Raw genomic sequence first — 14,330 nt, 5'->3', positions numbered from 1 at the left:
TTCGCTGTGCAGAACCAGATTCCATATTGACTATGATATTAAATATTGTCAGGCTCAACTTCAATCAATAAACCGACTTTGCGGAACTTGGAAGTACAGGCCAAAAGGTCACTGCCCGCAAACGCGCCACTCCATAACAAGAAGAGAACACCCCATGACCCCCACATCGCCTGCAACCGACCTGATCGGGCTGTTCAGTGGTTTTGCCGCTTACCTGGGCCTTGATCTGCTTGAATATGGCCAGGCTCGTACGGTCATCGCCCTGCAGATTCGCCCCGACCATCTCAACCAGGCCGGCAACCTGCACGGCGGCGTGATCGCGGCCATGGCCGACTCGGCCCTGGGCATGTGCGGCACCTGGCACGTCGATCCGGCCCAATGGCGCTTGTCCCTGACCTTGTCGCTGAACATCAACTACATGGCCCCCGCCCCGGCGGGCAGTCGGGTACGGGTCATCGCCCGGGTACGGGGCGGCGGGCCGAAAATCTACATGGCCGCTTGTGATGTACTCGATGCCGAGGACAACCTGCTGGCCAGCGCCGAAGGGGTGTTCAAACGTAGCCGCCTGCGGCGTCTGCCCGCGTGAAGCTGACACGCCTGCTGCCACTGGCCCTGCTCTGCGAACTGATTGCCCTGGGCACACGTACCACTGCGTTCAGCCTGATCGCAGCGCTGCTGTTCGGTTTGTTTTTTATCCGGCACTGGCAGTCGCTCATGCCCTACCCTCGGCGCCTGGGCCTGGCGACGCTGGCGCTGCTCGCGCTATGGCTGGTCAAGGCCCCACTGGACCTGCCCACCGTCCAGCGCATCAGCAGCGCGGCCGCCTATTACGCGGCGTTCATTGGCGGCCTGGGGCTGATGGGTTGCCTGGTCAAGCGCCTGCCGGCACTGCGTGAGGTGCATCGTGTGTTGTTGCGTGGACCACGGGCCCTGCTCTATCCGCGCTACTTGTTGGCGGCGCTCGGGTTGGGCTCAATCCTCAGTTTCGGCATGCTCAACCTGATGTGTTCAACCCTGCACAGTTACCTGCAACACTTTGCCCCCGATCACCCGGCCCATCGCGATGGCCAGAGAGGCGTGCTGACCGCCGCCATTCGCGGCTTTGCCCTGGTGCCGTTAATCGCGCCAACCAGCATTGTCGTGGCGATCATTACCCGTGAAGTCCCCAGCCTGACCTGGACCGACCTGCTGCCCTACGGCGTGATCGCCACGGCGCTGCTGATGCTTATTGGCGCACGCACGGAAAACCGCCATTTGCAGACGCTGGTGGATGAGTCGCCAGAAATTCCCGCCGCCTCGCTCACACCGCTCGCCCTGGGCACGGCCCTGGGCATCGGCGCGATTGTCGCGCTGGCCAGCTTCAGTTGGCTGAACATCACCCAAGCGTCGTTGGTGGTGGTGCCGCTGCTGGTCAGTGGCTGGCTGTTCCTTGAGAGCCCTGGCAAAGCCTACGACGAATTGGCCGAGCATCTGGCGGGCATGCGCAATGAGGTCTTTATCTTTGGTTGTTCCGCGCTGTTCGGCGCGCTGTTCAATCAGCTGGTTTCCCTGGATCAACTGGTGCCGCTGCTGGGCGGCGCCTCCCAGGTATTTGTGCTGCAATGCATTGCCCTGCTGGGTATCGTCGGGCTCGCGCTGGTTGGCATTGCGCCGATTATTACCCTGAGCATTTGTGCCGGCTTGCTGGCCCAATTGCAGGCGGCTGGTGTCAACCCCCTGGGGCCCGCCGTCAGCCTGGTCTGTGCCTTCTCCCTGGCGATGCTGCTCTCGCCCTTTGGGCCCGCCGTGCTGATCCTCGCGCGTACCGCAGGCACCTTGCCGTGGACGATTGTCCTCACCTGGAATGGCCGCTTTGCGCTGATCGCCATCCCGGTATTACTGGCCCTGTCCTGGGTCGTGCAATGGAATCACTAGCGGAACAGGATTCCGCTAGGCTGCCTTTTTGCGCAACTATTAAGTCATTGCATTGAAATCACGCCGATTACTGCCCACACTGCCCGGTATTATCGGCTAACCTCTTCCACTGCCTGCCCGCTGCCCACATGAGCCTCCATGACTGAAGAAATCGAAACGCCCGAGAACGAACCCAAGGACCGGAAATTCGTCGAAGCCCTGAGTCGGGGTCTCGAAGTGTTGCGCGCGTTCACCCACGGCAACGTCACCCGGGGCAACCAGGACATTGCGCGGATTACCGGGCTGCCCAAGCCCACAGTTTCGCGCCTGACCTACACCCTGACGCAGCTTGGCTACCTGAGCTACAACCAGGACGTGGAAAAATACCAACTCGACTCCGGGGTGCTGGCCCTAGGGTATGCCTATGTCAACAACCTGCGGGTTCGCCAGTTGGGCAAACCGCTGATGGACGAGTTCGCCCGGCGCACCAACACCACCGTTGGCCTCACCTGCCGCGACCGGCTCTCGATGATTTATGTGGAAAGCTGCCGCCCACCCGACGTGGCCAGCCTGCGCATGGAAGCCGGCGTGCGCCTGCCCTTGAGCACCACTGCGGCAGGCCGCGCCTACCTGGCCGCCACCCCGGAAAACGAGCGGGCCCACCTGATCGGCGAAATTGCCAAGAAGGCCGGTGACGAATGGCCGGCCCTGGAGGTCTCGTTGAACGAATCGTTCCGCGAGTATGAAGAGTTCGGTTTTTGCCTGTCCCTCGGCGAGTGGGACCGCAACGTCAACGCCGCAGGCGTTCCGCTGCGCCTGGCCGACGGCAGCATCATGGCCCTGACCTGCGGCGCGCCGAAATTCCAACTGCCGACCGACACCCTGCAAAGCTCCCTGGCCCATCAACTGGTGATGTTGGCCAGGGACATCGAAAGCCTGGGCGCCTGATCGCCATGGGGCATGCAGGCGCGAAACTGTTCGCGCCTGCATGCCCCATTTACAGGCTACCGCTCAGCTCGGGAACCGCTTCAAACAAGTCCGCCACCAGGCCGTAATCAGCCACCTGGAAGATCGGCGCTTCTTCGTCCTTGTTGATCGCAACGATCACCTTGGAGTCTTTCATACCGGCCAAGTGCTGGATCGCGCCGGAGATACCGACGGCGATGTACAGCTGTGGCGCAACGATCTTGCCGGTCTGGCCGACCTGCATATCGTTGGGTACAAAACCTGCGTCAACCGCCGCGCGCGAAGCGCCGACCGCCGCGCCCAGCTTGTCGGCCAGGGCGTACAGGTGCTTGAAGTTGTCACCGTTCTGCATGCCACGCCCGCCGGAAACGACGATCTTGGCCGCGGTCAGCTCTGGACGGTCCGACTTGGCCAGCTCTTCGCCAACAAAGCTGGAAATGCCAGGATTGTGCACAGCTGCAACGGCTTCAACCGCAGCCGAACCACCCTCGGCGGCAACCGGATCGAAACCGGTGGCACGCACGGTGATCACTTTGACCGCGGCAGTGGATTGCACGGTAGCAATGGCGTTACCGGCGTAGATCGGGCGCTTGAAGGTGTCGGCGCTTTCCACCGAAACGATCTCGGAGATCTGGTCAACGTCCAGCTGCGCAGCAACCCGTGGCAGGATGTTTTTGCCGTTGGAGGTGGAGGCAGCCAGGATATGGCTGTAGCCAGCGCCAAGCTCTGCAACCAGCGGCGCTACGTTTTCCGGCAACTGGTGCGCGTAGGCAGCGTTGTCGGCGGCCAGTACTTTGCTCACGCCAGCGATTTTCGCGGCGGCTTCAGCCACGGCACCCACGTTCTGGCCGGCGACCAGGACGTGGATATCACCACCGATTTTCGCAGCAGCAGCAACGGTGTTCAGTGTGGCCGGGGCCAGCACCTTGTTATCGTGTTCGGCGATTACGAGGATAGTCATGATCAGATCACCTTCGCTTCGTTTTTCAGTTTCTCGACCAGTTCAGCCACCGACTTGACCTTGATCCCCGCGCTGCGTGCAGCTGGCGCTTCGACTTTGACGGTCTTGTTGGTGGAGGCGGTGGAAACGCCCAAAGCTTCTGGAGTCAGCACTTCAAGCGGCTTCTTCTTGGCTTTCATGATGTTTGGCAGGGACGCATAACGCGGCTCGTTCAAACGCAGGTCGGTGGTGACAATGGCCGGCAGTTTCAGGGAAACGGTCTGCGCGCCGCCGTCGATTTCGCGGGTCACGGCAACGCTGTCGCCAGACACTTCGACTTTCGAGGCAAAGGTGCCCTGGCCGTAACCGGTCAGTGCAGCCAGCATCTGACCAGTCTGGTTGTTGTCGCTGTCGATCGCCTGTTTACCGAGGATCACCAGTTGTGGCTGCTCCTTGTCGACAACGGCCTTGAGCAGCTTGGCCACGGCCAGCGAGGTCAGTTCTTCAGCGGATTCGACGAGCACGGCGCGGTCGGCACCCAGCGCCAGGGCGGTACGCAGCTGCTCTTGAGCAGTGGATGGCCCTACGGAAACGACGACGATTTCAGTCACGATGCCCTTTTCTTTCAGGCGTACGGCTTCTTCCACGGCGATTTCGCAGAAGGGGTTCATCGACATTTTGACGTTAGCCAGATCGACGCCGCAATTGTCCGCCTTGACGCGAACTTTCACGTTGTAATCGCCCACTCGTTTGACTGCGACGAGGACTTTCATAATGGCTCTCTCAGAGTGAAAAAAACGGCATTCAAGCGGCGTCCAGCAAGGCGGCATAGGCCTTGAGGTGATAGTCGTCGTCACCGAACTGATGGCTGAGCATCACCAGACGCTTGGCGTGGTGCGCCAGGGCGTATTCCCAAGTCATGCCGATCCCGCCGTGCAGCTGGATCGCCTGCTCGGCAATGCTGCGCGCGGCCCGGGTGACGATGAACTTGGCGGCGGCCAGGGTCCGGGTGCGTTCAAGGCTGTGCGCTTCGTCGCAGCAGCATGCGGCCAGGATGGCCATGCTGGTGGCCTGTTCCAGTTCGGTGCGCATGTCGACCATACGGTGCTGCAGCACCTGGAACTGACCAATGGCCACACCGAATTGCTGACGGGTCTTGAGGTAGTCCAGGGTCAGGCGACAGGCTTCCTGCATGCTGCCCAGGGCATCCGCGCACTGTGCGGCAATGGCCCGTCCTTGTTGATAACGCAACGCTGCCAGGGCCTGGCCTGGTTCACCCAGTACCTGGGCGGCAGAGACCTGCACCTTGTCCAGGTACAGGTCGCAGGCTTTGCGACCATCGACCGTAGGATAAATGCGGCGCTCGACACCGGCGGCCTGCGGATCAATCAAGAACAGGCCAATGCCCTGCTCATCACGACTTTCACCGCTGATCCGCGCGCTGACCAGCATCAAGCCGGCCTGATGCCCGCCTATCACCACAGCTTTCCTACCGGTCAGCGTCCAGCCCTCGGCCGTCTGTTGGGCGCGGGTCTGCACATCGTTCAGGTGGTAGTGGCTCTGTGGTTCTGCAAAGGCCGTGGCCAACAGCAAATGGCCGCTGGCCACTTGTTGCAACAGGTGTTGCTGGGCCGGGCTGCCGAGCTGCATCAGCAACCCTCCCGCATAAATCACCGACTCCACATAAGGTTCCAGGCACAAGCCTCGGCCGAATTCAGTCATCAACAGCATCGTGTCGACGCCGCCCCCGCCAAAACCACCCAGGGCCTCGGGAAACGGCACTGCCGTCAGCCCCAGCTCACCCAGTTGCTGCCAGAAGGCAAGGCTCAAACCCGCATCGCTCTGGGCATAGCGCTCTCGCGCCTCGAAGCTGTAGGCATCGCGTACCAGGCGTGCCGCCGTGTCTTGCAGCATTTGCTGCTCTTCGGTCAGTTTGAAGTCCATGGTCAGAGCCCCTTACAGTTCGAGAATCATCTTGGAGACGATATTTTTCTGAATTTCGTTGGAGCCGCCGAAGATCGACAGCTTGCGCAGGTTGAAATACTGGCTGGCCAACGCCACGCTGTAGTCGGCGTGCAGGGGTTCGCCCGGGTAATCCAGGTCCAACTCTTCTTCCAGAAACGGCAACGCGTACGGCCCGATCACCTTGCGCAGCAAGTGGCTGATCGCCTGGCGGACTTCAGTGCCCTTGACCTTGAGGATCGAACTTTCCGCCCCCGGCACCCCACCGTCCTTGGCCGCAGCCAGGGTGCGCAGCGTGCTCATTTCGGTGGCCATGAGTTGCATCTCCACTTCCGCGACCTGGGCGCGAAACAGCGGATCGTCGAATATCGGCCGGCCTTCGCTCATCTGCTTGCGGGCAATGCGCTTGAGGTGGGCCAGCGCGGCCTTGGACGCGCCAATCCCCGCCAGGCCCGTGCGCTCATAGGTGAGCAGGTATTTGGCGCACGTCCAGCCGTGGTTTTCTTCGCCAACCAGGTTCTGCACCGGCACTTTGACGTTGTCGAAAAACACCTCGTTGACTTCGTGCTCGCCATCCAGGGTGATGATCGGCCGCACGCTGATGCCTGGGCTGCTCATATCGATCAACAGGAAGGAAATACCCCGCTGTTTCTGCGCCTGCGGGTCGGTACGCACCAGGCAAAAAATCATGTTGGCGTGCTGGCCCAGGGTGGTCCAGGTTTTCTGGCCATTGACGATGTAAACGTCACCCTCGCGCACCGCACGGGTTTTCAACGAAGCCAGGTCAGAACCGGCGCCTGGCTCCGAGTAACCCTGGCACCACCAGTCCTCGCCGCTGAGAATGCGCGGCAGATAGTGGTCTTGTTGCTGTGGCGTGCCGAACTTGATCAGCACCGGGGCCACCATGTTGACCCCAAACGGAATGCTGCGCGGCGCCCCCACCAGCGCGCATTCCTCTTCGTAAATGTGTTTCTCAACTGCCCCCCACCCAGTCCCACCAAAGGCCACTGGCCAATGGGTGGCATACCATCCCTGAGCGTTCTGCACCGCCTGCCAGCGCAAGTGGTCATCCTTGGACAAGGGCTTGCCCAGGCGCACCTTGTCGGCCAGATCCCGGGGCAGTTTGTCCTTGAGGAAGGACCTGACTTGATCGCGAAACGCCAGTTCTTCAGCGGTAAAATGAATATCCATGTTGTTTCTCCAAGCCGTTGATAGACCGTGAAGCAGGCCGTTATGAATCCAGTTTCCAGTCGGCGAAGCGCCGCCCTTGCGCCGCCAGTTCTTCCAGCAGCGGCGCCGGCTCCCACCAGGCGCCAAAACGTTGGTGGAACTCGCGAATGCGGGCCAATACCTTGTCCAGGCCAAGGCTGTCGGCATAAAACATCGGGCCTCCCCGCCAGGCGGCAAAACCGTAGCCGTTGAGGTAGATCACATCGATGTCGCTGCTGCGCCGGGCGATGCCTTCCTGAAGAATTTTTGCGCCCTCATTGATCAAGGCGAACACGCAGCGCTCGACGATGTAGTCATCACTCAAGGCGCGGCGCTCGATGCCTTTCTCGCGGGAGACGGCTTCCAGCAACGGCAATAGTTCAGGGTTCGGCTCGGGATGGCGGGAGCCGGGGGCGTAGCAGTAGAAGCCCTGACCGGTCTTCTGGCCGAGCATCCCGGCCGCGTACAACGTGTCGAGGACCCCGGGCAGCGGGTAGTTCGATGGCAGCGTGGCGCGCTGGCGTTGGCGAATGCTCCAGCCGATATCCAGCCCGGACAGGTCGCGCATGGCATGCGGGCCCATGGCCAGGCCGAAGTTGCGCAAGGCTGTATCGACCTGCTCCGGGGTGGCGCCCTCCTCCAACAAGAACTCGGCCTCACGGCCATACTGGAAGATCATCCGGTTGCCGACAAAACCATCACAGACGCCCACCACCACGGCAATCTTGTTCAACCTCTTGCTCAGTTGCATCACCGTGGCCAACACCTCAAGACCGGTGTGCCGACCGCGCACGACTTCAAGCAGCCGCATGACGTTGGCCGGGCTGAAAAAGTGCAGGCCCACCACGTCTTCAGCCCGTGAAGTGAAACTGGCGATAACGTCCAGATCCAGCGACGAAGTGTTGCTGGCGAGGATCGCACCGGGCTTGCACACCTGATCCAGGCGTTCAAACACCTGGCGCTTGACCTCCAGGCTTTCAAACACCGCTTCGATCACAAGGTCAGCAGTGGCCAGTTCGCGGTAGTCCACCCCGCCATGCAGCAGTGCCAGGCGCTGCTCCATCACGGCAGGGCTCAAGCTGCCACGGGCGACGCTGGCTTCACAGGTTTCTCGGGCACGCTGCAATGCGCGCTGCAGGGCGGGCTCGTCGACTTCCATCAAGATCACGGCAATACCCGCGCTGACAAAACTCAAGGCGATGCCCACGCCCATGGTGCCGCCACCGATGACTCCGACACGCTCAATGGCACGCACGGGTGTGTCCTTGGGCAAGCCGTCGATATGAGCGCATTGGCGCTCGGCAAAAAAACCGTGTACCAGGGCCGCACGTTGCTCGGAGGCCAGGCATTCCTGGAACAGTGCGCGCTCGCGCTGCAAACCTTCGGTCAGCGGCAACAAAGTCGCCGCTTCTACGGCGGCGACACAACGGGGCGGAGAAAAGAACCCCGGTAAACGCTTGGCGACGTCGGCGCGCTTGGCGGCGATCAATGCGGCGTTGTCGACGCCCTCGAGTGCCGCAGCCTGCTCGCCGGTACGCCGCACGCCTAGGCCGCTGTCCAGGATCCGTTGAGCAAAAGCGATTGCGGCGGCGCGGGGATCGCCGTCAAACAGCTCATCGACAATGTGATGTTCGTAGGCTTGAAGGGCATTGATGGGCTGGCCTGAGACAATCATCTCCAGCGCCTTGGCCACCCCCGCCAAACGGGGCAAGCGCTGCGTGCCACCCGCCCCCGGCAGCAACCCGAGCTTGACCTCCGGCAGGCCGACCTTGGCATCGCGGCGCGCGATTCGATAGTGACAACCCAGAGCCATTTCCAGACCGCCGCCCAGGGCCGTGCCATGGATCACCGCTACGCAGGGCTTGTCGCTGTGTTCGTAGGCATTGACCACTTCCGGCAGGCTCGGCGCCTGAGGGGGTTTGCCGAACTCCTTGATATCCGCCCCGGCAATGAACGTGCGGCCACTGCACAGCAACACCAGCACCTTGGCCTGCGTGTCGATCTGAGCCTGGTGCAAGGCCCGCAGCAAACCTTCGCGCTGGGCCTGGCCAAGGGCGTTGACCGGCGGGTTGTTGAGGGTGATCAGTGCAACCTCGCCTTGACGCTCGTAGTTGACGCTGGAATTCATCTGAGCCTCGACACATTGTTTTTATTGGAACCATATTCCGCGCTGCGGAACATATGAGTCAATATTATCAAAGAGACATGTTTTGGCAAACGGTTTATGGAAAGATCTCCGCTTAAAAAAAAGCTGACACCTCGGAAGGTGTCAGCTTGGCCAGCGGGAGAAATTGAAGGCTCAGGCGTCAGCCGCCGGCACCTGCCGGCCAGGCACCACCACGGAGGGATCCTTGGGTGCCCAGCTTTTCAGGCGCTCCAGGCTCTCGCGGTATGAGCGCAGGCCAACCGTCAAAATCACCACCGCCAGCACCAGGGAGATGCCGGTCACCACGGCCAACGAATAACCCAGTGCCGAATCACTGCCAAACACGTAATCCGTCCCCAAGGCTACGGCGGTCGGGCCGATGCCCAGGCCGATCAGGGTCACGGCAAACTGATAGAGTGCCGATGCCTGCCCGCGCATCGGGCTGGGCACGACTTCCTGGACCGCCAGGGGGCCGACACCGAACGGCATGCTCACGGTAAACACGTGAAACGCCATCAGCACCAAAGCTAGGTTCTTGTCATCAACCAGGTAGCCCAGGTTTGATGGCAATGTCAGCACTGCGGCGAGGATCGCGATGCGCAGCGGTGCATCCCGATGACCGCGCTTGACCAGCCAGTCACACAGGCGCCCACCCACCAGCAGGCCGAGGGAGCCGCAGATCGCCAGCATGCTGCCGTAGATCACCCCAACTTGCGGCACGCTCATATCGAACGAACGCACAAAGAACGTCGGGATCCAGGCACTGCTGCCGTAGGCCGTGAAGGTCAGGCAGGCAAACCCGAGGTTGTGGCAGAGCATGGTCCGACGGTTTTTACGCAGGTAGTCGACAAACTCCGAGAACGGCAATTGCAGCCCCGCGCCAACCCCCTGGCGCACCGGCTCGCGCAGCAACAGCAGGCACAATGAGAAGACCACGCCAATGGCGCCAAGAATCAAAAACACCATCTGCCATGGGCGTACGATGCCAATCAGCGGCAATGTCATATCGCCCTGGCTGGTTGCGAAATGCACCGCGACGCCGCCGAGCAACAGCGCTACGCCCGACCCCAGGTAGATCGCTGTGGAGTACACGCTAAAGGCAGTGCCGCGACGCTCAGGCGTAAAGCTGTCGGAAATCATCGAGTAGGCACAAGGCGCCAACGATGCCTCGCCCGCCGCCACCCCGATGCGGCAAAACAGAAACTGCCAGTACCCCTTGGCCATCCCGCACGCGGCGGTCATGCCACTCCACACCAGAATCCCGCACATCAGCAGATTGCGCCGGCTCTTGCTGTCGGCAATCCGCCCCAGGGGAATCCCGCAAAAGGTATAGAAGATCGCAAACGACAGGCCCATCAGCAGGCTCATCTGGGTGTCGCTGATGTCCATGTCTTGACGAATGGGCCCCACCAGCAGGTTGAGAATCTGCCGGTCCACGAACGATAAAACGTAGGCCAGCATCAGCACGCTGACAGTGAACCAGGCGCGTACCCGTGATGGATAAAGTGTGTTCTTCATAGCCGCTACGACCTCATTGTTGTTATGGACCCGCCCGGAAGGCTGTCATCGACTCGACTACAGGAGTGGCAAGGTGTAACTGATGATCAGGCGGTTATCGTCCAGATCACTGCCAAAGTGATTCATGCGCAGGGACGAGTTACGCCACTTCACCCCCAGGTTTTTCAAGGTGCCGCTCTGGAATACGTAGGCGATATCGGTATCGCGCTCCCATTCCGAACCGCTCGGTTTGCCAGCACCCAGCTCAATCCCGCTGCCATAGATGTAGCGGGTCATGAAGGTCAGGCCCGGGATACCGACAGCGGTGAAGTTGAAGTCGTAGCGCGCCTGCCAGGACTGCTCGTCCCGATTGGCAAAGTCGTTATTGGAAACAAAGTTGGGCAGGAAGGCATCGGCGCCATGGATATAGGCATAGCCGGTGTCGCCACTCATTTTCTGATAGGCCAGGCCAAAGGCATGGCCGCCCAGGGTGTAGGTGAACATCGCCGCCAGGGCCGTGTTGTCGATATTGCTGTTGCCCTGGTTGGTCGACCTTGCGTAGCGCACGTCACTCTTGAGCGACTGGCCTTCGCCCAGCGGCAATAGATGCAACAGGCTGAAATTGTGCTGGCGGTAGAAACTGTCGAGCTCACCGTAGAAGTAATTGCCACTTAACTGGTTGCTCCACTTGTAGCCGACACCGGCGAAATTGAACTCATCGGTGGTCGCGCCCTTGGTCACACGGATGCCCTTGGCGTTGGCCACCGACGGCGCCAGGTCTTCACGGTTGGTCGAATCGCGCTGGGTCACCTGGCGGATCTGGCCCGCATCGACGGTCACATTGGCAAACTCCTGGGAGTTCAAATGCACGCCCTCGAACGTTTGCGGCAACAAGCGAGTGTCATTGAATTGCACCACCGGCAAACGCGGATGCAGCGTACCGATCCTGAGCAGGCTCCTGGACGCCCGCACCTTGGCCGTCAGGCCAAGGGCGCCACTTTCATCGACTGAACGGCCATCTCGTTGACGAGGCAACAAACCAGAACCTGCACGGTCCAGGCTGGAGTCAAGCTTCAAACCGGCCAAGCCGATTGCATCCAGCCCAAAGCCGACAGAGCCTGCCGTGAATCCTGATGCGTAACGCAGCAAAAAGCCCTGGGCCCACTCTTCTTGCTTGGACTGAGTGGTACTGGTCTGGCTGAAGTCGCGGTTGATGTAAAAATTGCGCAGCTCAATGCTGGCCTTGCTGTCCTCGAAAAAACCGGCCTGCGCCGATGCTGGCAGGCCGATCTGCCCAATGGAAAACAGCAGGCACGTGGCAATAACGCGGGAATGGCGTTCCATGATGCAGCCCTATTTTTGTTGTTATGTATGAAGCTCCTGCGGCTCCTTGCCAGGGGCAAAGGCACGCTACAGCTTTTACAACTCAATCAGTTTCGCTATGCGAAATCATGTTTTGAATTAACAACAAAATATAAGCACTTCAAAAAATTTAAGTAAAGCGCTCGCAGGAAAAAAGAATCGATTAATAGGTAACTCATTGTTTTATATTTATTATTTTTAATAAAAGCCTGGACATCATTTGACCGAGCATTTCGCCAGGCAAAACACTCAACGTTTTTAGACGAAAACCTGGAAGCCACAGCGCACAAACAAAAAACCCCTGAAAGGCTCAACCATTTCAGGGGCTATTGATTCAAGCCAGAACCCGCCAGGCGCAGTGGCGATTTAAATCGTCACAACAGGGCTTCGCGCCAAAAAATCAGCGCCCCTTGATCGCTCGGGTCACGCTCGCACTTAATAATGTCCTCCAGGGCACTGAGCAATGCCTCTGCCTGCTGGCGATGCCCCAATAAACACAAGGATTTGAGGATGCGAGTAATCCGTAGGTCGTTGTGGCTCTTCTTGAATGCCCAGTTCGGGCTACGCCTATCCCACTCGCGCGCCTTGTTGATGACTCCCGACGCCTCCTGACGCAGGCCGTAGAAACGCAGCATACGGTGCATAGCACGCGCCACCCCGGCCCTGACGCGCTTGTCGACGCCAAGCGCTTCAAACTCCGCATGACTCGCCACCGGCGCATGGGGGTTGAAAGCACTGGGTTCGGCCAGCGGAAACCACCACTGGACAAAATCATGGGTGCTTTCAAGCCTCTCATCGTCCCAAGCCAGAGACTCGTCCAATGTGCGATGCAAGTGATCCGGGCCTCCGTAGCCCAGATAACGACAAATGGAGTCCTTTGCATTCATAGCCTGTCCTTGCATTACGTTTTATTGGCCACCAGCTCTAGCGTCTTACGGATGCTTGCAAGCGTCACATCCGGCGGATCCAGCGGCGTTTTCTGGAAAACAACGATCGTGATTTTTTTGCGGCTCTGTCGGCCAACGCCATACCGAACGCCCTCCGCCAGTGCCAGCACCAGCCCCGCGAGTGCCAGCGGCGGATCAATACCACCGTGTCCGGCCCCCAGCACAGGCATCACTACTTCATTGATCCGTTTGTCCGCCAATAACTTGAACAACTCCCCTACACCATCGAACACATAGGACATTCGCGCAGCCAGCCCCTGCCCGGCCGTTTGCGTCGTGGTAGAAACCAAAGCGATGCCCGCTACGTTATGCGAGGGGTCAGAAACAAAAATAGAGCGGCCCGAGCCATAGCTTTCGCTTAACTCACCCTCAGCCTTTTCCTTTAGAGTTCCTTCACCGAACTTCTCCTGGCACTGCTGCCTGACCGATGCAAAAAAAACCGATGCGGTTGCGGCGCAATGTCGCTGGATATAGACACCCAGCGCGGTTCGGCTATCAGTCGCACAATGGTCTTCAAAATATTCATTGCAAGGCAATACGACGGCGGTTTCCCGCCCGGCCGGATACTCTTCGATACGCCCGAGCACAATGCTGATTTCGCTCTCGCCCACACGAGTGCGGTAACCACCTGCGCATTCCCAGACATTGTTGGAGTTATCTATAAACCGCACGATTTTTTCGATGAAATCACACAAGGTTCGGTGCTGGAGTGCCTGGGCATCCTCGGGCTTGGCGATGGAGAAATGATCCGACTGCGGCACCTTCAGCGCCTCGCCAAAATACGTAGCGCCACTGAACGGAGGCACGACTTGTTCGGCTCGAAACAAGCGCTTGAACGCCACAAACTGATCTTCCACCAGTTCCCGGCCATGAATGACCAATTTGCGCAGTGCCAGTAGATTACGGAAGTCGCTGTTAAGATCATTGAGCCAGGCATTGCTCTGGCAAAACGTCAAGGCCCGTCCCTGAGCATGCCCCATGACCTTGGCGATCGGCTCAAGCCAAGTGGCATAGGACGAACCCAATGAAGGCGAGGCAATCAGGAAAAGCCCCACCTGCGTGCCACGCTCTACCAATTCATCAGAACGTTGCACGATATAACGTCGTGCCACGATACCGCCCATGCTGTGTGCGACAAGGATGATTTTTCGCGCCTGGTTGACACCATCAAGGTGCAGGCACTCCTTCAGGGCACTCACTACATCGCTCAGGCTGTAGGAACCACTAAAGATATCCGTGAGGTAGGTAAACTCATAAACGCCAACGTCAGCCATGGTTGGGTGGTTGGAAAGCAGTTCTGGCCAGTAAGTACCATTCTCATGGCGCCAGCACGCGTCACCATCGGACAGCACCCCGTGTAAAAACACCACAGCCACTGGCGACACGGTATCGCCCATGCCCTTGATCC

The 14,330-nt window shown here is 59.7% G+C and carries 12 protein-coding genes; 3 read left to right on the top strand and 9 right to left on the bottom strand.

From position 1 onward, the window contains the following. Positions 1-154 precede the first annotated feature (154 nt). The 3 genes from AC07W7_RS06430 to AC07W7_RS06420 all read left to right on the top strand — a co-directional run bounded on the left by AC07W7_RS06430 (position 155) and on the right by AC07W7_RS06420 (position 2,841). Positions 155-586 (top strand): PaaI family thioesterase, encoded by a 432-nt coding sequence (locus AC07W7_RS06430; protein ID WP_099168013.1) that lies wholly within the window; start codon positions 155-157, stop codon positions 584-586. After that, positions 583-1,914, top strand: a complete 1,332-nt coding sequence (locus tag AC07W7_RS06425) for a hypothetical protein (protein ID WP_338124481.1) — start codon at positions 583-585, stop codon at positions 1,912-1,914. Before AC07W7_RS06430 ends, AC07W7_RS06425 begins: the two co-directional genes overlap by 4 nt. A gap of 138 nt (positions 1,915-2,052) precedes the next feature. Next, a complete protein-coding gene (locus AC07W7_RS06420; protein WP_076962491.1) occupies positions 2,053-2,841 on the top strand; it encodes an IclR family transcriptional regulator in 789 nt (262 codons plus the stop codon). Between the two features lie 49 nt (positions 2,842-2,890). On the opposite strand, the gene AC07W7_RS06415 is transcribed toward AC07W7_RS06420, so the two are convergent. The 9 genes from AC07W7_RS06415 to AC07W7_RS06375 form a co-directional block, all read right to left on the bottom strand. Continuing rightward, positions 2,891-3,820, bottom strand: a complete 930-nt coding sequence (locus AC07W7_RS06415) for an electron transfer flavoprotein subunit alpha/FixB family protein (RefSeq protein WP_495038950.1) — start codon at positions 3,818-3,820, stop codon at positions 2,891-2,893. Positions 3,821-3,822: 2 nt separating this feature from the next. Further along, entirely contained in the window at positions 3,823-4,572 is a 750-nt protein-coding gene (locus AC07W7_RS06410; RefSeq protein ID WP_495038949.1) for an electron transfer flavoprotein subunit beta/FixA family protein, read from the bottom strand. A gap of 31 nt (positions 4,573-4,603) precedes the next feature. Continuing rightward, the gene (locus AC07W7_RS06405; protein WP_495038948.1) at positions 4,604-5,743 is read right to left on the bottom strand and encodes an acyl-CoA dehydrogenase family protein; all 1,140 of its coding nucleotides are present in this window, start codon (positions 5,741-5,743) and stop codon (positions 4,604-4,606) included. 12 nt (positions 5,744-5,755) lie between these two features. Then, positions 5,756-6,952, bottom strand: coding sequence for an acyl-CoA dehydrogenase family protein (locus AC07W7_RS06400; RefSeq protein ID WP_076962495.1), 1,197 nt, complete (start codon positions 6,950-6,952; stop codon positions 5,756-5,758). Positions 6,953-6,992: 40 nt separating this feature from the next. Next, the gene (locus tag AC07W7_RS06395; RefSeq protein WP_495038947.1) at positions 6,993-9,098 is read right to left on the bottom strand and encodes a 3-hydroxyacyl-CoA dehydrogenase NAD-binding domain-containing protein; all 2,106 of its coding nucleotides are present in this window, start codon (positions 9,096-9,098) and stop codon (positions 6,993-6,995) included. A gap of 171 nt (positions 9,099-9,269) precedes the next feature. Next, the gene (locus AC07W7_RS06390) at positions 9,270-10,634 is read right to left on the bottom strand and encodes a spinster family MFS transporter (protein ID WP_495038946.1); all 1,365 of its coding nucleotides are present in this window, start codon (positions 10,632-10,634) and stop codon (positions 9,270-9,272) included. 57 nt (positions 10,635-10,691) lie between these two features. Continuing rightward, the gene (locus AC07W7_RS06385) at positions 10,692-11,957 is read right to left on the bottom strand and encodes an OprD family porin (protein ID WP_076962498.1); all 1,266 of its coding nucleotides are present in this window, start codon (positions 11,955-11,957) and stop codon (positions 10,692-10,694) included. A 392-nt stretch (positions 11,958-12,349) separates the two neighbouring features. Further along, on the bottom strand, positions 12,350-12,862 hold the full coding sequence (locus AC07W7_RS06380; protein ID WP_495038945.1) for an opioid growth factor receptor-related protein: 513 nt from the start codon (positions 12,860-12,862) through the stop codon (positions 12,350-12,352). Positions 12,863-12,876: 14 nt separating this feature from the next. Next, positions 12,877-14,319, bottom strand: coding sequence for an alpha/beta hydrolase (locus AC07W7_RS06375; RefSeq protein ID WP_495038944.1), 1,443 nt, complete (start codon positions 14,317-14,319; stop codon positions 12,877-12,879). Positions 14,320-14,330: the final 11 nt, after the last annotated feature.

The sequence above is a fragment of the Pseudomonas sp. GW821-FHT01D09 genome (assembly GCF_059422465.1).
This window is presented reverse-complemented; position numbering and strand designations above follow the sequence as displayed.